This window comes from Polymorphobacter sp. (assembly GCF_048007885.1).
GTDB lineage: Bacteria > Pseudomonadota > Alphaproteobacteria > Sphingomonadales > Sphingomonadaceae > Sandarakinorhabdus.
Map to the genome: position 1 here is coordinate 1,726,883 of NZ_CP180346.1, position 21,453 is coordinate 1,748,335.

Consider the following 21,453-nt stretch of genomic DNA (forward strand, 5'->3'; position numbering starts at 1 on the left):
CAGCGCTGCGCGGGTCGCGCATTTATGGCCTGCGGCGCTGGGCTTGGGGCGAACGTAGTCGCTTGGGCCCCGGATCAAGTCCGGGGCGACGGAAATTATGGGATGCGCCACGAATGGGGTCTGGGGCCTGAGGCCCCAGCCGCCGGAGGCCCTTTACTCCGCCAGCAAGGCCTTGAGGCGTTCGTTGACCAGCGCCGGGTTGGCTTTGCCGGCCATGGCTTTCATGGTCTGGCCGACGAAGAAGCCGAACAGGGCTTCTTTTCCGGCTTTGTATTGGGCGACCTTGTCGGCGTTGGCGGCCAGCACTTCGGCGATTTTGGTGTCGATGGCGCCGGTGTCGGAGACCTGGCGGAGGCCTTTGGCGTCGACGATGCTGGCGGCGCTGTCGCCGGTTTCGAGCATGGCTTCGAAGACGGTTTTGGCGGCGCTGTTCGAGATGGTGGTGTCATCGACGAGGGCGAGGAGTTCGGCGGCCGCATCGGGGGTGAGGGGGGCGTCTTCGAGTTCGGTGCCGAGGCGCTTGAGGGCGCCGAACAGCTCGGAGGAGACCCAGTTGGCGGCGGTTTTGGCGAGGGTCGCTTCGGGCTTTTTCGTGCGCGCGGCGAGCGCTGTGAGCAGGGTTTCGAACCAGCTGGCGGTGGTTTTTTCGGCCGTGAGGACTTCGGCGAGATAGGGGGTGAGGCCGAGGTTTTCGGTATAGCGGGCGCGCTTGGCGACGGGGAGTTCGGGGAGCGAGGCGCGGGCGGCGTCGATGAAGTCTTCGCTAAGTTCGACGGGCAGCAGGTCGGGATCGGGGAAATAGCGGTAGTCGTGCGCGTCTTCCTTGGAGCGCATCGGGCGGGTGGTGCCGGTGCCGGGGTCGAAGAGGCGGGTTTCCTGGACGATGGTGCCGCCGGCTTCGAGGAGTTCGACCTGGCGCCTGGCCTCATGTTCGACGGCGGCCATGATGAAGCGGACCGAATTGACGTTTTTGGTTTCGGTGCGGGTGCCGAAGGGCTGGCCGGCTTTCCGGACGCTGACGTTGACGTCGGCGCGCATCGAGCCTTCGTCCATATTGCCATCGCAGCTGCCGACATAGCGGAGCAGCTGGCGGAGCGCCGCGACATAGGCGCCGGCTTCGTGGGGTGAGCGGATGTCGGGCCGGGAGACGATTTCCATCAGCGCGCAGCCGGAGCGGTTCAGATCGACGAAGGAGCGGGCCGGGTGGAGATCATGGACCGACTTGCCGGCATCCTGTTCGAGGTGGATGCGTTCGATGCCGATCGACTTGGTGGTGCCGTCTTCGAGGATGATGTCGAGCGCGCCTTCGCCGACGATGGGGTGATAGAGCTGGCTGATCTGGTAGCCCTGCGGCAGATCGGCGTAGAAATAATTCTTCCGGTCAAAGCGGCTGACGCGGTTGATCTGGGCGCCGAGTGCGAGGCCGGTGCGCACGGCCTGGCGGACGCATTCGCCGTTGAGGACGGGGAGCATGCCCGGCATGGCGGCATCGACAAGGCTCACTTGCGTGTTCGGCTCGGCGCCGAAATCGGTGGCGGCGCCCGAGAAGAGCTTGGCCCGCGCGGTGACCTGGGCGTGGACTTCGAGGCCGACGACGATCTCCCAGTCTCCGGTCTGGCCCTTGACGGTGTAGCTCATGCGACGGTTCCGGGCTTGGCGGTGAAATTGGCGGCCTTTTCGAGCGCGAGGCCGGCATTGAGCACCGTCTGCTCTTCGAGCGGGCGGCCGATGAGCTGGAGGCCCAAGGGCAGGCCATCGGCGCTGAGGCCGGCGGGGACCGACATGGCGGGCAGGCCGGCCAATGAGGACGGGACGGTGAAGACGTCGTTCAGATACATCTCCAGCGGATCGGCCTTGGCGCCGAAGGCGAAGGCGGCGCTGGGGGCGGTGGGGGTGAGCAGCAGATCACACGACTGGAAGGCGGCTTCGAAATCGCGGGCGATGAGGGTGCGGACCTTTTGCGCCTGGGTGTAATAGGCGTCGTAGAAGCCGGCGGAGAGCACATAGGTGCCGATCATGATGCGGCGCTGGACTTCCTTGCCGAAGCCGGCGGCGCGGGTGGCCTCATACATGTCGGAGAGGCTGGCGCCTTCGGGGAGGACGCGGGCACCGTAGCGGACGCCGTCATAGCGGGCGAGGTTGGACGAGGCTTCGGCAGGGGCGATGATGTAATAGGCGGGGAGCGCGTATTTCGTGTGGGGGAGCGCGACATCGACCGTGCTCGCGCCGGCTTGCCTGAGCATGGCGATGCCGTCATCCCAGAGGCGGGCGATGACGGGATCGAGGCCGTCGATGCGGTATTCGCGGGGGATGCCGATGGTCTTGCCGCGGAGATCGGATGACAGGGCGGCGGCGAAATCGGGGACGGGGAGATCGAGCGAGGTGGTGTCGCGCGGATCATGGCCGCACATGACGGCGAGCAGATGGGCGCAATCCTCGACGGTGCGGGCCATGGGGCCGGCCTGATCGAGCGAGGAGGCGAAGGCGATGATGCCGTAGCGCGAGCAGCGGCCGTAGGTGGGCTTGATGCCGGTGATGCCTGTGAAGGCGGCGGGCTGGCGGATGGAGCCGCCGGTATCGGTACCGGTGGCGCCCGCGACGAGACGGGCAGCGACTGCGGAGGCCGAGCCGCCCGAGCTGCCGCCGGGGACCAGCTCGGCATCAGACCCGCTGGCCTTCCACGGCGAGATGACGCGGCCCGCAGCACTCGTTTCGTTGGAGGAGCCCATGGCGAATTCATCGAGATTGAGCTTGCCGAGCATGACGGCGCCGGCACCCAGCAGCTTGGCGGAGACGGTCGATTCGTATGGGGGGACGAAGCCCTTGAGGATGTTGCTGGCGGCCGTGGTCTCGACGCCCTTGGTGCAGAACAGATCCTTGATGCCGATGGGCACGCCGGCGAGCGGGCCGGCGGTGCCGGCCTTGAGCGCGGCGTCGGCGGCTTCGGCCTGGGCGCGCGCGAGATCGGGGGTCTCGAGGGTGAAGGCGTTCAGATGCCGGTTGGCGGCGACGGCGGCGATGTGTGCCTCGGCCAGTTCGGCAGCGCTGAACGCGCGCGCGGCGAGGCCGGCGCGCATCTGGCTCAGCGTCAGGTCGGTGAGGCTCATTCGATCACCTTGGGCACGGCGAAGAAGCCGGAGAGCGCTTCGGGGGCATTGGCGAGCACATCGTCACGGATGTTGCCATCGGTGACGGCGTCTTCGCGCCAGACATGAGGCTTGGGCATGACGGCGGCCATGGGCGGCACGCCGCTGGTATCGACCTCGGCCAGCTGCTCGACCCAGCCGAGGATGGCGCTGAGCTCGCTGGCGAGCGGGGCGATGTCGGTTTCAGCCACGCCGATGCGGGCGAGGCGGGCGATCTTGCGGACCGTGGCGGCATCGACCGACATCAGGCGCACTCTGGATAATCATGGGTCATGTGAGCGCGGTAGCAGGCGCGCGCGCTGGGCTCAATTGCCTTGATGCGGCGTGACGGCGGCTATGCGGCAGTTTCTCGCGCTTGCACGCAACCGCAGACCCGGTTAACGTTAGCGTCAACCAATCGGGGAGAGTGACAGTGGATCTGAATTTTTCGGCCGAAGACATAGCCTTTCGTGGCGAGGTGCGGACGTTCATCCGCGATCATTATCCCGTCGAGCTGCACGGCAAGATCGACGAGGGCGAGGAGCTTTCGAAGGAAGATTTCCTGAAGTGGCACCGGGTGTTGGCCAAGAAGGGCTGGATCGCGCCGGCCTGGCCGGTGGAATATGGCGGCACCGGCTGGACGGCGGTGCAGCGCTACATCTGGTCGGAGGAAGCGGCGCGCGCCGATGCTATTCGGCTGATGCCCTTTGGCCTGTCGATGGTTGGCCCGGTGATCTACACCTTCGGCACAAGCGCGCAGAAGGAGCGCTTCTTGCCGGGCATCCTTTCGGGCGATGTCTGGTGGTGTCAGGGCTATTCGGAGCCGGGCGCGGGCTCGGACCTTGCCAACCTCAGGACCAAAGCCGAGCGCTTCACCGGCGATGACGGCAAGGAATATTACCGTGTCAACGGGCAGAAGACCTGGACGACGATGGCGCAGCATGCCGACTGGGGCTTCTTCCTTGTGCGCACCGACCCGGCTTCCAAGCCGCAGGAGGGGATTTCCTTCCTGCTCATTGACATGAAGACGCCGGGTATCACCGTGCGCCCGATCATCACGCTGGGCGGCGAGCATGAGGTGAACGAGGTGTGGCTCGAGGATGTGATCGTGCCGGTGGAGAACCGGATTTACGAGGAGAACAAGGGCTGGACCTGCGCCAAGTTTCTGCTCGCCCATGAGCGCACCGGCATTGCCGGCGTGGCAGCTTCGAAGCGCGGTGTGGAGCGGATCAAGGATGTGGCGCGGGCCGAGCAGGATGGCGGCCAGCCGCTGATCGCCAACCCCTTCTTCAAGCGCAAGATCTCGGAGCTGGAGGTGGATCTGGCGGCGCTGGAGTTTACCGAGCTGCGCACGCTGGCGGGCGAAAGCTCCGGCAAGGGGCCGGGGCCGGAATCCTCGCTGCTGAAGATCAAGGGCACCGAGATTCAGCAGCGGTTGACCGAGCTGGCGCTGGAAGCCGCCGGCCATTACGGCGCGCCCTATTTCCGCAGCTTTGGCGAGGGTGACAATGCCACCGCAGTGGGGCCGGACCATAGCCGCCGGGTGGCGCCGACCTATTTCAACATGCGCAAGACCTCGATCTATGGCGGCTCGAACGAGATCCAGCGCAACATCATCGCCAAGATGGTGCTGGGGCTCTGAGCGGCCTCGCAAAAGACACAGGCGGCGGGAGGCTTGACCTTCCGCCGTTCGTGCATTGGGGCTAGACGGCCCAGAATAACGTTCCGGGGAGGCAGGACATGGACTTCAATCTGACCGACGAGCAGACCATGCTCAAGGACACGGTGCAGCGCTATCTGGCGGACACCTATGATTTCGACACGCGGATGAAGGCCGTGCATGCGGGCACGGGCTGGAACCCGGCGGTGTGGAAGGCCTTTGCCGAGGAACTGGGCATTTTGGGCGCGCCCTTTGCCGAGGCGCATGGCGGGCTGGGCGGCGGCGCGGTCGAGAACATGATCGTGATGGAGGAGATGGGCCGGGCGATGGTGCTGGAGCCTTATCTTTCGACCGTGGTGATTGGTGGCGGGGCGCTGAAGGCGGCTGGCGGGGCGCTGGCCGAGGCCGTGATCCCCGAGATCATCGCCGGAAACGCGATCATCGCCTTTGCCTATGCCGAGCCGCAGGGCCGCTATCACCTGACCGACCTTGTGACGACCGCGAAGAAGGACGGCGCGGGGTTCGTTCTGAACGGCCACAAGTCGGTGGTCACCTCTGCACCCTATGCGACGCATCTGCTGGTCAGCGCGCGCACCAGCGGCGGGCAGCGCGATGTGGGCGGCGTGTCGCTGTTCCTCATCCCCGCTGACCTGCCGGGCATCACGCGGCGTGATTATGCGACCGTCGATGGCGGGGCGGCAGCCGATGTCTATTTCGAGAATGTCGCGGTGTCGGCCGATCATCTGGTCGGGGCGGCGGACGCGGGGCTGGCGATTCTGGAGCGGGTGGTGGATGAAGCCACTGCGGCCGTGTGCGCCGAGGCGTGCGGGTTGCTGCGCGTGCTCCAGGCGACCACGCTCGACTATGCCAAGCAGCGCAAGCAGTTTGGCCGGCCGATCGGCGATTTTCAGGTGATCCAGCACCGGATCGTCGACATGTTTCTGGAAGTGGAGCAGGCGGTGTCGATCACGCTGATGGCGACGCTGAAGCTTGATACGGACGAGCGCGCGGCGGCGGTGTCGATGGCCAAGGCCAAGGTGGGCAAGGCGGCGAAGTTCGTGGGCCAGAATGCCGTGCAGATCCATGGCGGCATCGGCATTTCGAACGAGCTTTCGGTGGGCCATTATTTCAAGCGGGCGACGCTGATCGAGGGGCTGTTCGGCTCGGTCGACCATCATCTCGACCGCTATGAACGGCTGACGATGGGCTGAGGCGGCGCTAGCGCCGCGCGGTGAAGAAGCTGCGCAGAAGATCAGCGGCTTCGCGCTCGGCGACGCCGGCGACGACTTCGACCTTGTGATGGGCCTGGGGCTGATCAAGCACCCGCGCGCCGTGGAGGACGCCGCCTGACTTGGGGTCTTCGGCGGCGAAGACCAGACGATCGAGGCGGGCGGCGGCGACGGCGCCGGCGCACATGGCGCAGGGCTCGAGGGTGACGAACAGCGTGGCGCCGGTGAGGCGTTCATTGCCGGTGGCGGCGCAGGCGGCGCGCACGGCGAGCATTTCGGCATGTGCGGTGGGATCGGCGAGTTCGCGGGTGCGGTTGCCGGCGCGGGCGAGCAGGCGGCCATCGGCGGCGAGGATGGCGGCGCCCACGGGGACTTCGCCGCGCGCGGCGGCTGCGCGGGCTTCTTCAAGGGCGGCGGCCATGCCGGGGGAGGCGGGAAAGCCGCTCATCTAGGCGAGTTGCGCGCGGGCGTGGCGGGCGATGGCGCCGCGCGTCGTGACCCAGACCCGGTCGTGCCGGGCGACATGATCGAGAAAGGCGGCGAGCGCGCCGATGCGGCCGGGGCGGCCGATGATGCGCAGATGCAGGCCGAGGCTCATCATGCGCGGCAAGCCGGCGAGACCTTCAGCATAGAGCCAGTCGAAGCTGTCGATGGCATAGTCGAGCCATTGGCGCGGGGTGAGCGCGGGGTGGGTCCACATCTTCATGTCGTTGGTATCAAGGGCATAGGGCAGGATGACGAGGGGGCGGCCTGGGACGGTTTGGGAATCGAGGAAGGGCACGTCGCCCGAGTAATCATCCATGTGATAGTCATAGCCGGCTTCGATCAGCATGCGGCGGGTGTTTTCGGTGTGGAGATAGCGCGACAGCCAGCCTGTGGGGCGGACGCCGCAGCTGGCGGTGAGGCTGGCGGTGGCCTGGTCGATGAAGGCGCGCTCTTCGGCTTCGCTCATGCGGAACTGGTGGACCCAGCGCCAGCCATGGCTGATGGGCTCATCGCCGCGCTCGGTGATGGCGGCGGCGAGCGCGGGGTGCGCTTCGAGGCTGGCGGCGGCGGCGGCCCAGCTGGCTTCGAAGCCGTGACGGTCGAGCAGGTCGATAAGGCGCGGGGCGCCGGCCTTTATGCCGTAGAGATAGTTTGATTCGTTGCCGTGGCTGCGCGCCGGCGGCTTGGCGAAGACGCCGAGTTCATCGACCGGCTCCATGGTCCGGTCGCCGCGCGCCGGGCTTTGTTCGGCACCTTCCTCGACATTGATGACGATCGAAAGGGCGCATACGGCGCCGTCTGGCCATTCCATCCGCTCGCGGTTCAAGGCTCATCTCCGGCCATCTGCGTTGTGCTGCAGATGCCCCAGAACGGCGGGCGCGGCAATTGCGGGTCAGGCCTGAGGGGTCAGGCGAGAACGCGCGGCAGCTGGCCGGCGGCGATGCGGCGGCGGCGGCGGGCGGCGGCGCCGACCAGGCCGAAGCCGGCGATGAGCATGGCCCATGAGGCGGGCTCGGGGACGGTGACGCTGCTGAGGCTGATGTCATCGAGATAGCCGCCGACACCTTCGCTGTTGCCTGTGGCCTGGAAGGTGAGCGGCCCGCCCAGGGTGAAGAAGGCGACGCTGCGCTGCTGCCACACGGTCTGGCTGGCGCCGGCGCCGGTGACGCTGTCGAGCAGGCGGGTGCCATCGAGGAGGCTGATGCCGTTGGTGGCGGCGCTGCGGCCGGGGCGCGGCGAATAATAGTAGCTCACCTCATAGTGGCCGCGCGCCAGATCGACGAACATGGAGCTGTTGCCATTGGTATCGAGTTCGACATGCGAGGTGCCGGAAAAGGACCGGCCAGCGACATTGTTGAACTGGATCTCGATGCCGCGGGTGGTGCTGGTCCAGCCATCAGCGCTGGGGAGGATGCGGAAGCCGCCGCCGCTTGGCAGCGGGTTGATGACCGAATCGAAGTTGGAAAAGAGGATGACGGTCGCCTGGGCGCCGCTGGCGAGGGCCAGTGCTGCGGCTGCGGCGAGAAGAACGCGGACTTTCATAAGGGATACTCACACTCACGACATTGCGAACGGGCTTTACGCGCGATTGTCTGAAGAGTTGTCGTCATCAATGGTTAACTGCGGCCGGCTTTACATTGTTTTCCGATCGCGGGGTGGCTGATAGACGGGGCGCATGCAGCCGCCTGTTCCTGCCCCTCCCCTTGTCCGGCGGAGCCGCCGCGAGGATCTGGCCCGGCTGGCGGCGATCGAGCGGTCGGCGGCGGCGCTGTTTGTGGGCACGCACGCGGCCGCTTTTGCCGCTGGTCCCACCACCCATCCGCGCACGCTGGCGCGCGGCCATGCGGCGGGGCTGCTGTGGGTGAGCGAGATGGACGGGGCGGTGGCCGGGTTTCTGCTGGCCGAGCCCTGCCCCGAGGGGCTTTATCTGCGCGAGCTATCCGTGGCGGCGGCGGCGCAGCGGCGCGGCCATGGCCGGGCGCTGATGCGGGCGGGGATCGACCATGCCCGCGCCGCCGGGGCGGCGGCCGTGTTGCTGACCACGGACAGGACGCTGCCGTGGAACGCGCCCTTTTATGCGCGCCTCGGCTTTCGGCTCTGCACGGAAGGCGACATGCCGGCGACGCTGCGCGCGCGGCTGGACCGGCAGATTGCCGAGGGCATGGATGCGACCAAGCGATGCGCGATGGTCTTGCCGTTGGTAAATATTAATGAATAGTTTACTTCATCAAATCGCAAATTATTGAAAAGCGCAGTCGAAAAGCGTTGCAGCGATTTCGCTTTCGTTCATTTTGCCGAACTTATTGCTTTGGGCATTATGATGATGCGTGTCTGGCGCGGCCAGTATCTTGAAATGCATGTCAGCGGCACATGGGAATATGCCGCGCGCATTGGCGCGACGGGTGCTGCCGTGATTCTCGCTGTCACGCCCGAGGGCGAGATTGTGCTGGTCGAGCAATATCGCCATGCCTTTGGCGCGCCGTGCATCGAGCTGCCGGCCGGGCTGATCGGCGACACCTCTGACGATGACACGGGCGAGGCGGCGGCGCGGCGCGAGCTGGAGGAAGAGACCGGCTTTACCGCCGAGACCTTCGAGGACTTGGGGACCTATGCGACCTCGCCGGGCATGAGCTCGGAGCTGTTCACGCTGTTTCGCGCCCATGGGCTGAAGCGTGTGGGCGCCGGCGGCGGCGTGGCGGGCGAGGACATCACGCCGCATGTCGTGCCGATGGCCGAGCTGCCGGGCTTTCTGGACGGGCAGCGCCAGCAGGGGCGGATCATCGACAGCCGCCTGACCATCGCGCTGGGGCTGGCATGATCAGGGCGCTGTGCCTGGCCCTGATGCTGGCGGCGCCGGCCGTGGCAGACCCGGCCTTTGATGCGGCTGTGCTGGCCGAGGTGAACCGGGCGCGCACCCAGCCGCAGAGCGTGGTCCAGGATCTGATGGCGCTGCGCTCGAGCTATGGTCCCGAAGGCTATTTTCGCAATCTTTCGGGCGGGCCGCTGTGGTCGAGCAATGAGGGTGTGGCGGCGATTGACGAGGCCATTGACTTTATGAAGCGCATGAAGCCGCGGCGGCCGCTGGCGCCCGGCGCGCTGCTGTTTGCCGCGGCCGCCGACCATACCGCCGAACAGGGGCCGCGCGGCACCATTGGCCATGTCAGCGACGGCGGGCTGTGGCCGGCTGACCGGCTGCGGCGGCGCGGCGGCGGGCGCCATGTGGCGGAGGCGATCAGCTATGGCAGCGGCGAGCCGCGCGATGTGGTGTTGCAGTTGATCATCGATGACGGCGTGCCCGACCGGGGACACCGCAAGCTGCTGCTCGACAATGGCTATGACCATGGTGGCGCAGCCTGTGGCCCGCACATCCGCTATGGGCTGATGTGCACCATCGAACTGTCCGACAGCGCCGACGGGAAATAGCGGATCAGGGCAGCAGGGCGAGTGGCAGCGCTTCGAGGCGGTGGCCGTTGCCGGTCATGGTCTCGGCCATGGTGAGGGCATTGTAGATCGCCTCTTCGGTGGCTTCGGCGACGGCTGTGAACAGCGGCGACATGGCATCATTGCCGAGCGCGGCATAGGCGCTGACTTTGGCGCGCCGCTCTGCCGTTCGCCGCACGTCCGGGTGGGTGGAGAAGGCGATGACATAATCGCCGGAGCCATTGGCCATGGTGCTGCCGGTGCGGGCGAGGCCGACGACGGCGCGGCGCGCCAGCCGGCCGAGATTGCGGTCGGACAAGGGCGCGTCGGTGGCGACGACGATCATGATCGAGCCGTCGCCGACCTGCGATTCGAGCGCGGCCTGCGCCGGGCTGGCCGGGACAGCTTTGCCGGCGATCACGGGCTGGCCGCCGAAATTGCCCTGGATGAGCACGCCCAGCGTCCAGTCGCCGACGCGGCGCGAGGCGGTGCCGATGCCGCCTTTCCAGCCGAACAGGCGGGTGCCGGTGCCGGCGCCGACATTGCCTTCAGCGACCGGGCCGGGGCGGGCGGCGGCGATGGCGGCCTTGGCGTCGGCGCTGGTGAGGCTGCGGCGGCGGATGTCGTTGAGATAGCCGTCGTTGGTCTCACCGACGACGACATTGACCGAGCGCACGGCCTCGTTGCCGGGCTGGGCGAGCACCCATTCGACGCCGCCGGCCAGAGCCTCGCCGACATTCAGCGTGTTGGTGAGGAGGATGGGGCTTTCGATCTCGCCGAGCTCGGCGACCTGGCTGAGCCCGGCGAGCTTGCCGAAGCCATTGGCGACGAAGATGGCGGCGGGGACCTTTTCGAGAAAGACATTGCCGGGATGGGGCAGGATGGCGGTGACGCCGGTGCGCACGGCGTCCCCCTCGATGCGGGTGACATGGCCGACGCGCACGCCTTCGACATCGGTGATGGCATTGGCGGGGCCGGTGGGGAGCGTGCCGACGCTGCGGCCGGTATCACGGTAGCGCATCCGCTCTTCGGCCCCGGCGCTGCTGGCGACGAGCAGCAAAGGCACGAGGAGCACGGGCAGCCACTTCATCGGCGCGCGGCCTCGGCGGCGCTGAGCACTTCCCAGGCGGCCTGCACGGCGCGGAAGCGTTCGGCGGCGGCGGGGTCGTTGCCCGCCACATCGGGGTGGCTGGCCTTGGCGGCGGTGCGCCAGGCGGCCTTGGCGGCGTCGAGATCGGCGTCGGGATCAAGGCCGAGGACCTTGAGGGCGTCGAGTTCGGCGCGGCTGCGCGAGCCGTCTCCCGGTCCGCCCCAGCTCCAGTGGCTGGCGCGGCGGTAGCGGCTTTCGCCTTCTTCATCCTTGGCGCGGGCGGCGGCTTCGGCATCGGTGAGGCCGGCGAAATAATCCCAATTGGCGTTATATTCGGCGGCGTGCTTTTCACAGAACCACCAGCGCTCGGGGCGGTTGGGGGCCTTGGGGGCGGGACGGTCCCCGACATCGCCGCAGCCTTCACGGTCGCAAAGGCGCACGCGCGCGGCCGCGCTGGCATTGCTGCCGTAGTTGCGCCAGCGCGGGAACCCCCAGTCATCGGAACGTCGGTTGCGAGCCATGGCTCTCGATACGCCGGCTTGGGCGCGAGCGCCAGCACTGCACGGTCGCAGATTGCGCTGGCGCGCGACATCGCCCATCGTGCGCGTTCATGCTCGGCCTGATCACCGCCCGCCGTTTCGGCCCGCTGTTCGTCACCCAGTTTCTGGGGGCCTTCAACGACAATCTGTTCAAGACCGCCTTTGTCTTTCTGGTGACGTTTCGGCTGCGCGCCGATGACCCGGTGGGGGCGGCGACGCTGGCGACGGTGGCGGCGGGCGTGTTCATTGCGCCTTATGTGCTGTTTTCGGGGCTGGCCGGGAGCCTGGCCGACCGGCGCGACAAGGCGGCGATCGCGCGCTGGGTGAAGCTGGCGGAGATTTTGTTCATGGGCCTGGGTGCGGGGGCGTTGGCGCTGGAATCCGAAGCGCTGTGCCTCGCCGTGCTGGCGCTGATGGGGCTGCATTCGACGATTTTCGGGCCGGTGAAATATGCGGTGCTGCCGCAGCATCTGCGGGCGGAGGAGCTGCTGCTGGGCACCGGGCTGGTGGAGGGCGCGACCTTTGTGGCCATCTTGCTGGGCCAGATTGCCGGCGGGCTTTTGTCGACGCGGGATGCGGCGATTGCGGCGATCACGGTGGCGGTGGTGGGCTGGCTGGCCTCGCGGCTGATCCCGCCCGCGCCGCCGGAGACGCCGGGGCCGGTGCAGTTCAACCCGCTGACGACCACGCGGGCGGCGCTGGCGATGGCCTTCAGCAACCGCAGCCTGGCGACCGCGACGCTGGCGATCAGCTGGTTCTGGGCGCTGGGGGCGGTTTATACGAGCCAGTTCGTGCCGCTGGCGCGCAACAATCTGGGCGGCAATGAAGCGGTGGCGACGCTGTTTCTGGCGGCCTTTTCGGTGGGGGTGGCGCTGGGCTCGGGGCTGGTCTCGCGGCTGCTCCGGGGCCGGGTTTCGGTGCGGCTGGCGGCCCCGGCCGGGCTGGTGATGGCGCTGGCGGGGCTGGACCTTTATTTTGCCGAAGGCGCCTTTGCGGCGCTGCCGGCGCTGGATGTGCCGTCGTTTCTGGCGCGGCCTGCGGGCTGGCGGGTGATGGCCGATCTGACCGTGCTGGCGATTGCCGGGGGGATTTTCTCGGTGCCGCTTTATGGCGTTTTGCAGACGGCGACGCCGGCGGGCAGCCGGGCGAGCGCGATTGCGGCGAACAATATCGTCAATGCCGCCTTTCAGATTGCCGCCGTGCTGGCGATTGGGGTTGCGCTGTCGTTTGGAGCGACGGTGCCGCTGGTGCTGGCGGGCGCAGGGCTGACCATTTTGGTGCTGCTGCCATGGCTGAGAGGCTTCCCCTCGGGGGAGGCAGCGGCTAAGCCGCGCGGATGACCAAGACTGCACTCATCACCGGCGTCACCGGCCAGGACGGCGCCTATCTTTCGGAATTGCTGCTGGCCAAGGGCTATGTGGTGCACGGGGTGAAGCGGCGGGCTTCGAGCTTCAACACGGCGCGGATCGACCATCTTTACAAGGACCCGCATGAGGGGCCGACGAACTTTTATCTGCATCACGGCGACCTGACCGATGCCACCAACCTGATCCGGCTGGTGCAGGAGACACAGCCGGACGAGATCTACAATCTGGCAGCGCAGAGCCATGTGCAGGTGAGCTTCGAGACGCCGGAATATACCGCCAATGCCGATGGCATCGGCACGCTGAGGCTTTTGGAGGCGATCCGGATCCTGGGGCTTTCGGAGAAGACCCGCTTCTATCAGGCCTCGACTTCGGAGCTTTACGGGCTGGTGCAGGAAACGCCGCAGCGCGAGACGACGCCCTTTTATCCGCGCTCGCCTTATGCGGCGGCCAAGCTCTATGCCTATTGGATCACGGTGAATTATCGCGAGGCTTATGGGATGCATGCCTCGAACGGCATCCTGTTCAACCATGAGAGCCCGCTCCGGGGCGAGACCTTTGTGACCCGCAAGATCACCCGCGCGGTGGCCGCGATCGAGATGGGGCGGCAATCGACGCTGTATCTGGGCAATCTCGATGCCAAGCGCGATTGGGGCCATGCGCGCGACTATGTCGAGGGGATGTGGCGGATCGTGCAGCATGACACCGCCGAGGACTGGGTGCTGGCCACCGGCACGACGACCAGCGTGCGCCGCTTTGTCGAGCTGGCCTTTGCCGAGGTGGGGCGGCAGGTCGTCTGGTCGGGCGAGGGCGTGGACGAACAGGGGCATTGTGCGGCGAGCGGCAAGCTGCTGGTGGCGATCGACCCGCGCTATTTCCGGCCGACCGAGGTGGATCTGCTGCTGGGCGACCCGTCAAAGGCGCGGCAGAAGCTGGGCTGGGAGCACATATCGACCATGGAAGATCTGGTGCGCGAGATGGTGGCGGCGGATCTGGCGGCGGCGCGCGCGGGCTGATGTTTTCGCTTCTGGGCAAGCGGATCTGGGTTGCGGGGCACCGGGGCATGGTGGGGGCGGCGCTGGTGCGGCGGCTGGCGCGGGACGGTCATGCGGTGCTGGTGGCCGGGCGCGAGACGCTTGACCTGACGCGGCAGGCGGCGGTGGAGGCCTTTGTCGCGGCCGAGCGGCCCGAGGTGGTGATCATTGCGGCGGCGCGCGTGGGGGGGATTGCGGCCAATGCGGCGCGGCCGGTTGATTTTCTGGCTGACAATCTGCTGATCGAGACCAACATCATGACGGCAGCGGCGGCGCACGGGGTGGAGAAGCTGCTGTTTCTGGGCAGTTCGTGCATTTATCCGCGGCTGGCCGAACAGCCGATGCGCGAGGATGCCCTGCTGACCGGGCCGCTGGAGCCGACCAACCAATGGTATGCGATTGCCAAGATTGCCGGGATCATGCTGGGCCAGGCCTATCGGCAGCAGCATGGCCTGGATTTCATCTCGGCCATGCCGACCAATCTTTACGGGCCGGGCGACAATTATGACCTTGAGAGCTCGCATGTGATCCCCGCGCTCATTCGCAAGGCGGTGGCGGCGCGCGACGCGGGGGCGGTGGCGATGGCGGTGTGGGGCACGGGCACGCCCTTGCGCGAATTCATGCATGTCGATGATCTGGCGGATGCGCTGGTGTTTCTGCTCGAGAACTACTCGAGCGCGGAGCATGTCAATGTGGGCACCGGCGAGGAGGTGACCATCGGCGAGGTGGCGCGGCTGGTGTGCAAGACGGTGGGCTTCAAGGGCGATCTGGTGTTTGACACCAGTCGGCCCGATGGCACGCCGCGCAAGCTGATGGATTCGAGCCGGCTGCTCGGCATGGGCTGGCGGCCACGCATTGGGCTGCGCGAGGGGCTGGATTCCGCCTACCGCGCCTTTCTGGAGGGCGAGCGGAGAGGCGTTTAGGCGGCTGCGCGCGCCGGCTGGGGCACGCCGTTGACGATGGCGGGGTCGATGGCCAAGTCACGGGCGATTTCGCGCACGGTCATCTTGGCTGACATCATGACGGACGGCGTGCCGCCGCCGGGCTGGGTGCCCTGCCCCACCAGATAGAGGTTGCTGATATCCTCGGACTTGTTGTGCGGGCGGAAGAAGGCGGTTTGCGTCAGCACCGGCTCGACGCCGAAGCCGTTGCCGACATGGCTGCCCAGCACCTGCTCGAAATAATCAGGCGTGATGAAGCTCTTGTGCTTCAGACGGGCGGCGAGATCGGGGATATAGCCGCGCGCTTCGAGGAAGGTGAGCACCCGGTCGCAGAGCCTGTCACCTTCGACAGACCAGTCGATGTCCGACTGGTTGTTGGGCACCGGGATCAGCGTGTAGGCGGCGTGATGGCCCTCGGGCGCCATGCTCGGGTCGGTGAGCGTGGGGATGTGCAGATATTGCGAGAAATCCGGGCTGATCACCTTCTTGTCGAAGATTTCGGTGAGCAGCGCTTCGTAGCGCGGCCCGAGGATGATGTTGTGGTGACGGAGATCGGGGTCGTTGTCCCGCTTTTCATAGCCGAAGTAGATGACCATGAGTGACATCGACTGTTTGCGGAACTTGACCAGCGCGTCGCGGTTGATCTTGCGGTGTTTGGCCTCCACCATCTTGAGATAGGTGGTGGCATAGTCAGCGTTGGAGACGACGAGATCGGCTTCGAGCGTGCGGCCGTCTGCAAGGGTGACGCCGGTGGCGACGCGCTTGCCGGAACGCTTCTCGACATTGATCTGGGCGACTTCGGCGTTGAGGTGGAGCTTGCCGCCAAGCTCCTGATATTTCTTGATCATGGCCTGCACCAGTGCGCCGGTGCCGCCCTTGGCATAATGGATGCCCCAGGTCTTTTCGACGAAATGGATCATCGCGTAGATGGCCGGGACCTTGAGCGGATTGCCGCCGACGAGCAGCGGCTCGAAGCTGAACACCTGGCGCATCTTGTCGGACTTGAAATATTTGCTGATCAGCGAGAACAGCGGCTGGACGGCGCCGAGCTTGAGGAGATCGGGGACGACGCCGAGCATCGAGCCGAGGCTGCCGAAATAGGTATAGCCGAGCTCGAGGAAGCCGCGCTTGAAGATGGCGCGGGCCTGTTCGTGAAAGGCCTCATAGCCTTCGAGGTCTTCGGGCGCGAGGCGCTTGATCTGCTCGCGGGTGGAGACGGGATCACCGTCATAATCGAAGAAGGTGCCGTCATCGAAATAGATGCGGTAGAAGGGCAGGATCGGCATGACGTCGAGATAGCGGCTGGTGTTGGGGCCGCCTGAATTGCCCTCGCGCACGCGGCTGTTTTCATCAAGGACATGGGCCGGAAAGTCGGGCTCGCCGAGCATGGCGTGGTCGCGTTCGAGGCTGAACAGCTCTTCGATGAAATGGGGCACGGTGAGCACCGTTGGCCCCATGTCGAAGGTGAAGCCATCGACGCGGCGGACATAGGCGCGGCCACCCGGGGCATCGAGCTTCTCGACGATCTCGCTGTCGAAGCCGAGGCTCTGCAGGCGCATGGCGCAGGAGATGCCGCCGATGCCGGAGCCGATGACGATGGCCTTTTTGCGGGTCATGCTGTTGTCCTGTATTTTCCGGATTGCAGCTAGGCGCTTGGGCGCGGCTTCGCAAACCCTGAAATTGTCGCAGATGCAAGGCCGGGGTGGCCCTTGGGCGCGGTCTGGGTCTAGGTTGGGGGCTTGCAATGGAGATTTCGCCTGATGGCTGGCGTGTCGCGGTCGTTCGCGTGGTGGTTTTCAGTGCCCTTGTGGCAGCGGATTCTGGGCGCGCTGCTGCTGGGGGCGGCGCTGGGCTATGGAATCGGGCCGGACATCGCCGGCATCCGCTGGATCGGCGACCTGTTCATCCGCATGATCCGCATGCTGATCGCGCCGCTGGTGTTCGTCACCTTGGTGTCGGGCGTGGTCTCCATGCCTTCGCCGGGGCGGATCGCGTCGATCGGGCTGAAGGCGATGGCGCTCTATCTGGCGACGACCTTTTTCGCGATCTTGATCGGGCTGGGGCTGGCGGTGGCGCTTGCGCCCGGCGTGGGCGTTGACCTGTCGACGATGAGCGGCGACGGGGTGAAGCTGGCCGACGCGATGCCGCTGGGTGAGCGGATGATGGCGATTGTGCCGCAGAATGTGTTCGAGGCCTTTGCCAGGGGCGATGTGCTGGCGATCATCTTCTTCAGCCTGCTGCTGGGCACCGGGATCGTGCTGGCGGGCGAGGCGGCGGCGCCGGTGAAGCGGCTGTTTGTGGCGGCCAGCGACGTGATGCTCAAGATGACCGGCATCGTCATGGAGGTGGCGCCCTTCGGGGTGTTTGCGCTGGTGGCCTGGCTGATGGGCACGGAAGGCCCGGCGGCGCTCGTGAATGTGCTGAAGCTGGCGGCGATCGTCTATCTGGGCGGGCTGATTCACATGCTGGTGGTGCATGGCGGGCTGGTGCGGCTGATCGCGGGGATGGGGCTTGGCACCTTCCTGCACGGGGTGCGGACGCCGCAGCTTCTGGCCTTTTCAACCAGCTCGAGCGCGGCGACGCTGCCGGCTTCGCTGACTGCGGCCAAAACCCAGTTGGGGATTGGCGCGCCGATTGCCTCCTCGGTGTTGCCGCTGGGGGCGACCGTGAACATGGACGGGACGGCGCTATATGTGGCGGCGGTGGCGATCTTCGCGGCGCAGGTGTTTGGCATTCCGCTGACGCTTGGCGATTATGGGCTGATCGCGCTGACCACGGCGCTGGTCTCGGTGGGGACGGCGGCGGTGCCCTCGGCCTCGCTGTTCTTGCTGGCGGCCGTGCTGGAGGTGATTGGCGTGAGCGGCGCGCAGATCGGGCTGGTGATCGGCTTTGTGCTTCCCTTTGACCGGCTGCTCGACATGTGGCGCACGACCGTGAACGTGACTGGTGATCTGGCGGTGGCGACGGCGGTGGCGGCGTCGGAGGGTGAGCTCGATCCGCCGGTCAGGCTCGACTAGCAGACTGGGCTAGCGGGCCAGGAACTGGGGCAGCTTGCTGAGGTTTTTCATGGCCAGCGTGGTGAGGCCGCCGACCTTGTTGCGGCGCATGGCGGTGAGGTCTTCGCGGGATTTTTGCACGATGCGCGCGAGATTGCGGTTGGAGACGCCGCCGACGCGCATGCGGACCAGCACGCGCGGCAGATAGGCCGGCTGGATGCGCGCGCCGATGAACCAGCGCAGGATGGCGTCATAATCAGCCGCGATGCGCAGGCTGGTATCATAGCCGCCGAGCCGGTCGATGACCGGCTTGCGCACGAACAGCGCCGGATGCGGCGGCATCCAGCCGCGCCTGAGCCGCGCCGGCGTATAGGCGCCCGAACGCCAGTGGCGGATGATGCGGGCGCTGTCGTCGTCGGACACATAGTCGAGATCGCCGTAGACAGCGTCGGTGGGCACGGCCTCGAAGGTGCGCGCGACATCGGCGAGCACGTCGCGGTCGGCGAAGCTGTCATCGGAATGGAGGATGCCGATGACTTCACCGGTGGCGCGCACCAGCCCCTTGTTGAGCGCATCATAGATGCCGTGATCGGGCTCGGAGATGAGCCGTGTCTGGGGTCGCCTTGCGGCGGCTTCGAGGATGGGGAGCGTGCCGTCGGTGCTGCCGCCATCGATGATGATATGCTCGATGTCGGGGTGGGTCTGGGCATGGAGGCTGGCGAGCGCGGCGGCGATGGTCCGCTCGCGGTTGTAGACGGCGGTGATGATGCTGATCTTCATGCCCGCTCGATCAGCCAGTCTCCCAGCACCAGCACATCCATCCTGGTGCGCAGGAAACAGGCGAGCGCTTCGCCGGGGCGGCAGACGACGGGCTCATTTTCGTTGAAGCTGGTGTTGAGCAGCATCGGCACGCCGGTTCTGGCGGCAAAGGCGCTGATCAGGCGGTGATAGCGGGGGTTGGTTTCGGCGCGGACGCTTTGCAGCCGGCCCGAGCCATCGACATGGCAGACGGCGGGGATGAGGGCGCGCTTCTCTTCGCGGATGGGATAGACCTGCATCATGAAGGGGACATCGTCGGACTGGGTGAACCAGTCGGGCACGGCTTCGGCGAGCACGCTGGGGGCGAAGGGGCGGAAGCTCTCGCGGCGCTTGATCTTGAGGTTGAGGATGTCCTTCATGTCGGCGCGGCGGGGGTCACCGAGGATGGAGCGGTTGCCGAGCGCGCGCGGGCCCCATTCCATGCGGCCCTGAAACCAGCCGATGACCTTGCCCTCGGCGATGGCGTCGGCGGTGCGGGCGCACAGTGTGGCTTCATCATCGATGCGGGTGACGGTGCAGCCGGCGTCGGCCAGTGCGGCGGATTCCTCGTCCAGCAGCGCTTCAATCTCGGCGTTGCTGGCGTGGGGGCCGAGATAGGCATGGTCCATGATGTAGCGGCGGGGCGCGCCCGATTCGTGGTGGACGGCAAAGGCCGCGCCGATGGCGCCGCCGGCATCTCCGGCAGCCGACTGGACATAGGCGCGGGTATAGGGCGTGTGGAGGTAGAGGCGGCCATTGGCGACCGAATTCATGCCGCAGCCGCCGGCGATGCAGATGGCATCGCCGCCGTGGCGCTTGTGGAGCGCGTTCAAGAGGTTGAAGAAGGCCTCTTCATACATGGCCTGGACCGAGCGGGCGAAATCCTTATGGGTCTGGGTGAGCTCGGCGCCGGGGGCGCGGGCCGGGCCGAGGAGGGCCTCAAGGGCCGGCAAGAAGAGTGTGCCGACCTTGGGTTCGCCGCCCGACCATTCATAGTCGACCTTTTCGCGGGCGTGGCGGAAGAGGTCGAGATCGAGCTTGAAGCTGCCGTCGGCCTCGAGCCGGACGATCTTGCGCATGGCGTCCAGATATTTGGGTTCGCCGTAGGGGGCGAGGCCCATGACCTTGTATTCATCGCCGTAATTGGGAAAGCCCAGCCACTGGGTGAGTGCCTGATAGAAGATGCCGAGCGAATGGGGGAAATAGACCTTGTCGTCGATCTGGATGGTGCTGCCATGGCCATGGCCCCAGGCGGCGCTGGCGAAATCGCCGAAGCCATCGACGCTGACGATGGCGGCGTCTTCGAACGGCGAGACATGGAAGGCAGACGAGAGGTGCGCGAGGTGATGTTCGACCTGATGGACCTTGCCGGCGAAACCGGGGCCCAATGTGCGCGCCAGCTCTTCGGCGACGCCGGCACGCTCCTGCTTGTTTTTGAGGCGCTGGGCGATGAGCGAGAGACTGGGGCGGGTCCGCGCGGCATAGGCGATCTTGCGGCCGAGATTGGCGCTGCTGTCCTGATTGATGGCGATGCCGTCGACATCCGCCAGCGTCAGCCCGGCTTCGGCGAGGCAGTAGCGGATCAATTCGCTGGGGAAGCCCGCCCAATGCTTGATGCGGCGGAACCGCTCTTCCTCGGCGGCCGCGATGAGCACGCCGTCTCTGACGAGGGCGGCCGCGCTGTCGGCATGATAGGCGTTGATGCCGATGATGATACTCATGAAAACTCCGAACGCGGGCCTTCATCGGCCATAGCGGCTGTGGCCGGATGCGTCTATTCCGGCGGCGGGGTCAGGCGGGCGGCGAGCGCCTGACGGTGCATGATCGCTTCGGCGATGAGCTTGTCGAGCGCATAGACAAGACCGGGGCGGCCATCCAGCAGACCGCGCTTCCAGATGAGCGAGACCAGCGGCACGGCGAAGATGAGCAGCGGCCAGCGTGCGCGCAGCCGGTCACGCCCGCTGGCTTCGCCGCGCGCGAGGCGGCTGACGAAATTTTCGGAATAGCGCGCCTGGCCGGCGAGGAAGCTGGCGAAGGGCTTGCGGTCATCATGGCGGATGGCGCCCGCGAGGCTTGTGACGCTGACCCCGTCTATCACGCGCTCGGCATGGCCGGAGCGGACGAACCAGGCAGTGCCGGTGGCGAACAGGAAGGGCTTGGGCGGATAGAGCGAGCCGTGCGCGAGCGGCTGGCCGGCGACGCAGAAGATGACGGGCGCGCTGGCGACGGTGAGCGGCTGGGCCTGCGCCTTCACCTCGGCGATGAGCGCGGGGGTGAGCACCATGTCGGCATCGAGGATGATGACCCGTTCATGCGCGGCGCCGAGCGCGGTGGTGATCTCGTTATAAGCGTCGTGGTGATCGGTGTAGCGGTAGGGCTGGAGCGTGGCGAAGCCGTGGCGGGCGACGATTGCGGGGGTTTCATCGGTGGAGCCGCTGTCGAGCACGGTGACCGGCCAGCCGGTGGGGGCGAGGGCGGCAAGGGTGCGGTCGATGTTGGCAGCTTCGTTCCGGGCGAGGATGAAGACGGCGAGCGGGGCGGGCGCGCTCATGCGCCTTTTCTGAGCCGGCGCCCCGTCTTGCGACTGGCAGGCTCGCGGATGATGATGAACTTCGGCCGCTTGAGCGGCGGCAGCTCGGGCAGGCCGACGAGCATGAGATACTCCGGCGAGATCGCCAGAGCCTCGAAAAAGATGCTCTCGATGAAGGCCAGCATGAGACTTGATTACCGGCTCGCTGCGGCTGAATCCAGCCCTGAAAAGCTGACCCTAG

Annotated in this window: 22 protein-coding genes; 9 read left to right on the top strand and 13 right to left on the bottom strand. The window is 66.6% G+C overall.

Annotation, left to right across the window (positions count from 1 at the left end; translation table 11 throughout):
• Positions 1 to 153: 153 nt before the first annotated feature.
• From gatB to gatC, 3 genes are read right to left on the bottom strand one after another with little or no spacing between them, the layout of a single operon-like run.
• Positions 154 to 1,638, bottom strand: a complete 1,485-nt coding sequence (gatB, locus tag ACMVO5_RS08125; RefSeq protein WP_416907018.1) for an Asp-tRNA(Asn)/Glu-tRNA(Gln) amidotransferase subunit GatB — start codon at positions 1,636 to 1,638, stop codon at positions 154 to 156.
• Positions 1,635 to 3,107 carry an Asp-tRNA(Asn)/Glu-tRNA(Gln) amidotransferase subunit GatA gene (gatA, locus tag ACMVO5_RS08130; protein WP_416907019.1) on the bottom strand — a complete coding sequence of 491 codons (1,473 nt, stop codon included), beginning with the start codon at positions 3,105 to 3,107 and terminating at the stop codon, positions 1,635 to 1,637. Before gatA ends, gatB begins: the two co-directional genes overlap by 4 nt.
• On the bottom strand, positions 3,104 to 3,391 hold the full coding sequence (gene gatC / locus ACMVO5_RS08135) for an Asp-tRNA(Asn)/Glu-tRNA(Gln) amidotransferase subunit GatC (RefSeq protein WP_416907020.1): 288 nt from the start codon (positions 3,389 to 3,391) through the stop codon (positions 3,104 to 3,106). The genes gatA and gatC overlap by 4 nt, the downstream gene beginning before the upstream one ends.
• 167 nt (positions 3,392 to 3,558) lie before the next feature.
• Here gatC and ACMVO5_RS08140 point away from each other — a divergent pair, with 167 nt between their 5' ends.
• Positions 3,559 to 4,767 carry an acyl-CoA dehydrogenase family protein gene (locus tag ACMVO5_RS08140; protein ID WP_416909338.1) on the top strand — a complete coding sequence of 403 codons (1,209 nt, stop codon included), beginning with the start codon at positions 3,559 to 3,561 and terminating at the stop codon, positions 4,765 to 4,767.
• Positions 4,768 to 4,865: 98 nt separating this feature from the next.
• Positions 4,866 to 5,996, top strand: a complete 1,131-nt coding sequence (locus ACMVO5_RS08145; protein WP_416907021.1) for an acyl-CoA dehydrogenase family protein — start codon at positions 4,866 to 4,868, stop codon at positions 5,994 to 5,996.
• Positions 5,997 to 6,003: 7 nt separating this feature from the next.
• Here the strand turns inward: ACMVO5_RS08145 and ACMVO5_RS08150 are convergent, their stop codons facing one another.
• From ACMVO5_RS08150 to ACMVO5_RS08160, 3 genes are all read right to left on the bottom strand, one after another.
• Entirely contained in the window at positions 6,004 to 6,462 is a 459-nt protein-coding gene (locus tag ACMVO5_RS08150; protein ID WP_416907022.1) for a nucleoside deaminase, read from the bottom strand.
• Positions 6,463 to 7,326 carry a polysaccharide deacetylase family protein gene (locus ACMVO5_RS08155; protein WP_416907023.1) on the bottom strand — a complete coding sequence of 288 codons (864 nt, stop codon included), beginning with the start codon at positions 7,324 to 7,326 and terminating at the stop codon, positions 6,463 to 6,465. It lies immediately after the preceding gene.
• Between the two features lie 80 nt (positions 7,327 to 7,406).
• Positions 7,407 to 8,042, bottom strand: a complete 636-nt coding sequence (locus ACMVO5_RS08160; protein ID WP_416907024.1) for a PEPxxWA-CTERM sorting domain-containing protein — start codon at positions 8,040 to 8,042, stop codon at positions 7,407 to 7,409.
• Positions 8,043 to 8,175: 133 nt separating this feature from the next.
• Between ACMVO5_RS08160 and ACMVO5_RS08165 the strand changes: the two genes are divergently transcribed.
• The 3 genes from ACMVO5_RS08165 to ACMVO5_RS08175 all read left to right on the top strand — a co-directional run bounded on the left by ACMVO5_RS08165 (position 8,176) and on the right by ACMVO5_RS08175 (position 9,923).
• Entirely contained in the window at positions 8,176 to 8,718 is a 543-nt protein-coding gene (locus ACMVO5_RS08165; RefSeq protein WP_416907025.1) for a GNAT family N-acetyltransferase, read from the top strand.
• Between the two features lie 102 nt (positions 8,719 to 8,820).
• Positions 8,821 to 9,318 (top strand): NUDIX hydrolase, encoded by a 498-nt coding sequence (locus ACMVO5_RS08170; protein ID WP_416907026.1) that lies wholly within the window; start codon positions 8,821 to 8,823, stop codon positions 9,316 to 9,318.
• On the top strand, positions 9,315 to 9,923 hold the full coding sequence (locus ACMVO5_RS08175) for a CAP domain-containing protein (RefSeq protein WP_416907027.1): 609 nt from the start codon (positions 9,315 to 9,317) through the stop codon (positions 9,921 to 9,923). Before ACMVO5_RS08170 ends, ACMVO5_RS08175 begins: the two co-directional genes overlap by 4 nt.
• A gap of 4 nt (positions 9,924 to 9,927) precedes the next feature.
• On the opposite strand, the gene ACMVO5_RS08180 is transcribed toward ACMVO5_RS08175, so the two are convergent.
• Both ACMVO5_RS08180 and ACMVO5_RS08185 read right to left on the bottom strand, forming a co-directional pair.
• Positions 9,928 to 11,010 carry a P1 family peptidase gene (locus ACMVO5_RS08180; RefSeq protein ID WP_416907028.1) on the bottom strand — a complete coding sequence of 361 codons (1,083 nt, stop codon included), beginning with the start codon at positions 11,008 to 11,010 and terminating at the stop codon, positions 9,928 to 9,930.
• Positions 11,007 to 11,531 (bottom strand): DnaJ domain-containing protein, encoded by a 525-nt coding sequence (locus ACMVO5_RS08185; protein ID WP_416907029.1) that lies wholly within the window; start codon positions 11,529 to 11,531, stop codon positions 11,007 to 11,009. Before ACMVO5_RS08185 ends, ACMVO5_RS08180 begins: the two co-directional genes overlap by 4 nt.
• An 89-nt stretch (positions 11,532 to 11,620) precedes the next feature.
• On the opposite strand from ACMVO5_RS08185, the gene ACMVO5_RS08190 reads away from it, so the two are divergent.
• Genes ACMVO5_RS08190 through ACMVO5_RS08200 form a run of 3 tightly spaced genes read left to right on the top strand, consistent with a single transcriptional unit; the run spans position 11,621 to position 14,870 of the window.
• Positions 11,621 to 12,889 carry an MFS transporter gene (locus tag ACMVO5_RS08190; RefSeq protein ID WP_416907030.1) on the top strand — a complete coding sequence of 423 codons (1,269 nt, stop codon included), beginning with the start codon at positions 11,621 to 11,623 and terminating at the stop codon, positions 12,887 to 12,889.
• Positions 12,886 to 13,929, top strand: a complete 1,044-nt coding sequence (gmd, locus tag ACMVO5_RS08195; RefSeq protein WP_416907031.1) for a GDP-mannose 4,6-dehydratase — start codon at positions 12,886 to 12,888, stop codon at positions 13,927 to 13,929. Before ACMVO5_RS08190 ends, gmd begins: the two co-directional genes overlap by 4 nt.
• Positions 13,929 to 14,870, top strand: a complete 942-nt coding sequence (locus ACMVO5_RS08200; protein WP_416907032.1) for a GDP-L-fucose synthase family protein — start codon at positions 13,929 to 13,931, stop codon at positions 14,868 to 14,870. The genes gmd and ACMVO5_RS08200 overlap by 1 nt, the downstream gene beginning before the upstream one ends.
• Here the strand turns inward: ACMVO5_RS08200 and crtI are convergent.
• Positions 14,867 to 16,504 (bottom strand): phytoene desaturase family protein, encoded by a 1,638-nt coding sequence (gene crtI / locus ACMVO5_RS08205; RefSeq protein ID WP_416907033.1) that lies wholly within the window; start codon positions 16,502 to 16,504, stop codon positions 14,867 to 14,869. The genes ACMVO5_RS08200 and crtI overlap by 4 nt on opposite strands.
• A gap of 153 nt (positions 16,505 to 16,657) precedes the next feature.
• On the opposite strand from crtI, the gene ACMVO5_RS08210 reads away from it, so the two are divergent.
• Positions 16,658 to 17,905: a dicarboxylate/amino acid:cation symporter gene (locus ACMVO5_RS08210; protein ID WP_416907034.1), complete on the top strand. Its 1,248-nt coding sequence runs from the start codon at positions 16,658 to 16,660 to the stop codon at positions 17,903 to 17,905.
• Between the two features lie 9 nt (positions 17,906 to 17,914).
• On the opposite strand, the gene ACMVO5_RS08215 is transcribed toward ACMVO5_RS08210, so the two are convergent.
• Genes ACMVO5_RS08215 through ACMVO5_RS08230 form a run of 4 tightly spaced genes read right to left on the bottom strand, consistent with a single transcriptional unit; the run spans position 17,915 to position 21,397 of the window.
• Positions 17,915 to 18,664, bottom strand: a complete 750-nt coding sequence (locus tag ACMVO5_RS08215; RefSeq protein ID WP_416907035.1) for a glycosyltransferase family 2 protein — start codon at positions 18,662 to 18,664, stop codon at positions 17,915 to 17,917.
• Positions 18,661 to 20,403, bottom strand: coding sequence for a carbamoyltransferase (locus ACMVO5_RS08220; protein WP_416907036.1), 1,743 nt, complete (start codon positions 20,401 to 20,403; stop codon positions 18,661 to 18,663). The genes ACMVO5_RS08215 and ACMVO5_RS08220 overlap by 4 nt, the downstream gene beginning before the upstream one ends.
• Before the next feature lie 53 nt (positions 20,404 to 20,456).
• The gene (locus ACMVO5_RS08225; RefSeq protein WP_416907037.1) at positions 20,457 to 21,233 is read right to left on the bottom strand and encodes a glycosyltransferase; all 777 of its coding nucleotides are present in this window, start codon (positions 21,231 to 21,233) and stop codon (positions 20,457 to 20,459) included.
• The gene (locus ACMVO5_RS08230; RefSeq protein WP_416907038.1) at positions 21,230 to 21,397 is read right to left on the bottom strand and encodes a hypothetical protein; all 168 of its coding nucleotides are present in this window, start codon (positions 21,395 to 21,397) and stop codon (positions 21,230 to 21,232) included. Before ACMVO5_RS08230 ends, ACMVO5_RS08225 begins: the two co-directional genes overlap by 4 nt.
• Positions 21,398 to 21,453: the final 56 nt, after the last annotated feature.

What these genes read in the sequence shown, in the direction of transcription:
- ACMVO5_RS08200 (WP_416907032.1), top strand. Translation starts at nt 13,929, where the DNA reads ATGTTTTCGCTTCTGGGCAAGCGGATCTGGGTTGCGGGGCACCGGGGC.
- ACMVO5_RS08230 (WP_416907038.1), bottom strand. Translation starts at nt 21,397, where the DNA reads ATGCTGGCCTTCATCGAGAGCATCTTTTTCGAGGCTCTGGCGATCTCG.
- ACMVO5_RS08170 (WP_416907026.1), top strand. Translation starts at nt 8,821, where the DNA reads ATGATGCGTGTCTGGCGCGGCCAGTATCTTGAAATGCATGTCAGCGGC.
- ACMVO5_RS08225 (WP_416907037.1), bottom strand. Translation starts at nt 21,233, where the DNA reads ATGAGCGCGCCCGCCCCGCTCGCCGTCTTCATCCTCGCCCGGAACGAA.
- crtI (WP_416907033.1), bottom strand. Translation starts at nt 16,504, where the DNA reads ATGACCCGCAAAAAGGCCATCGTCATCGGCTCCGGCATCGGCGGCATC.
- gmd (WP_416907031.1), top strand. Translation starts at nt 12,886, where the DNA reads ATGACCAAGACTGCACTCATCACCGGCGTCACCGGCCAGGACGGCGCC.
- ACMVO5_RS08165 (WP_416907025.1), top strand. Translation starts at nt 8,176, where the DNA reads ATGCAGCCGCCTGTTCCTGCCCCTCCCCTTGTCCGGCGGAGCCGCCGC.
- gatA (WP_416907019.1), bottom strand. Translation starts at nt 3,107, where the DNA reads ATGAGCCTCACCGACCTGACGCTGAGCCAGATGCGCGCCGGCCTCGCC.
- ACMVO5_RS08150 (WP_416907022.1), bottom strand. Translation starts at nt 6,462, where the DNA reads ATGAGCGGCTTTCCCGCCTCCCCCGGCATGGCCGCCGCCCTTGAAGAA.
- ACMVO5_RS08185 (WP_416907029.1), bottom strand. Translation starts at nt 11,531, where the DNA reads ATGGCTCGCAACCGACGTTCCGATGACTGGGGGTTCCCGCGCTGGCGC.
- gatB (WP_416907018.1), bottom strand. Translation starts at nt 1,638, where the DNA reads ATGAGCTACACCGTCAAGGGCCAGACCGGAGACTGGGAGATCGTCGTC.
- gatC (WP_416907020.1), bottom strand. Translation starts at nt 3,391, where the DNA reads ATGTCGGTCGATGCCGCCACGGTCCGCAAGATCGCCCGCCTCGCCCGC.
- ACMVO5_RS08190 (WP_416907030.1), top strand. Translation starts at nt 11,621, where the DNA reads ATGCTCGGCCTGATCACCGCCCGCCGTTTCGGCCCGCTGTTCGTCACC.
- ACMVO5_RS08145 (WP_416907021.1), top strand. Translation starts at nt 4,866, where the DNA reads ATGGACTTCAATCTGACCGACGAGCAGACCATGCTCAAGGACACGGTG.
- ACMVO5_RS08160 (WP_416907024.1), bottom strand. Translation starts at nt 8,042, where the DNA reads ATGAAAGTCCGCGTTCTTCTCGCCGCAGCCGCAGCACTGGCCCTCGCC.
- ACMVO5_RS08215 (WP_416907035.1), bottom strand. Translation starts at nt 18,664, where the DNA reads ATGAAGATCAGCATCATCACCGCCGTCTACAACCGCGAGCGGACCATC.
- ACMVO5_RS08175 (WP_416907027.1), top strand. Translation starts at nt 9,315, where the DNA reads ATGATCAGGGCGCTGTGCCTGGCCCTGATGCTGGCGGCGCCGGCCGTG.
- ACMVO5_RS08180 (WP_416907028.1), bottom strand. Translation starts at nt 11,010, where the DNA reads ATGAAGTGGCTGCCCGTGCTCCTCGTGCCTTTGCTGCTCGTCGCCAGC.
- ACMVO5_RS08220 (WP_416907036.1), bottom strand. Translation starts at nt 20,403, where the DNA reads ATGAGTATCATCATCGGCATCAACGCCTATCATGCCGACAGCGCGGCC.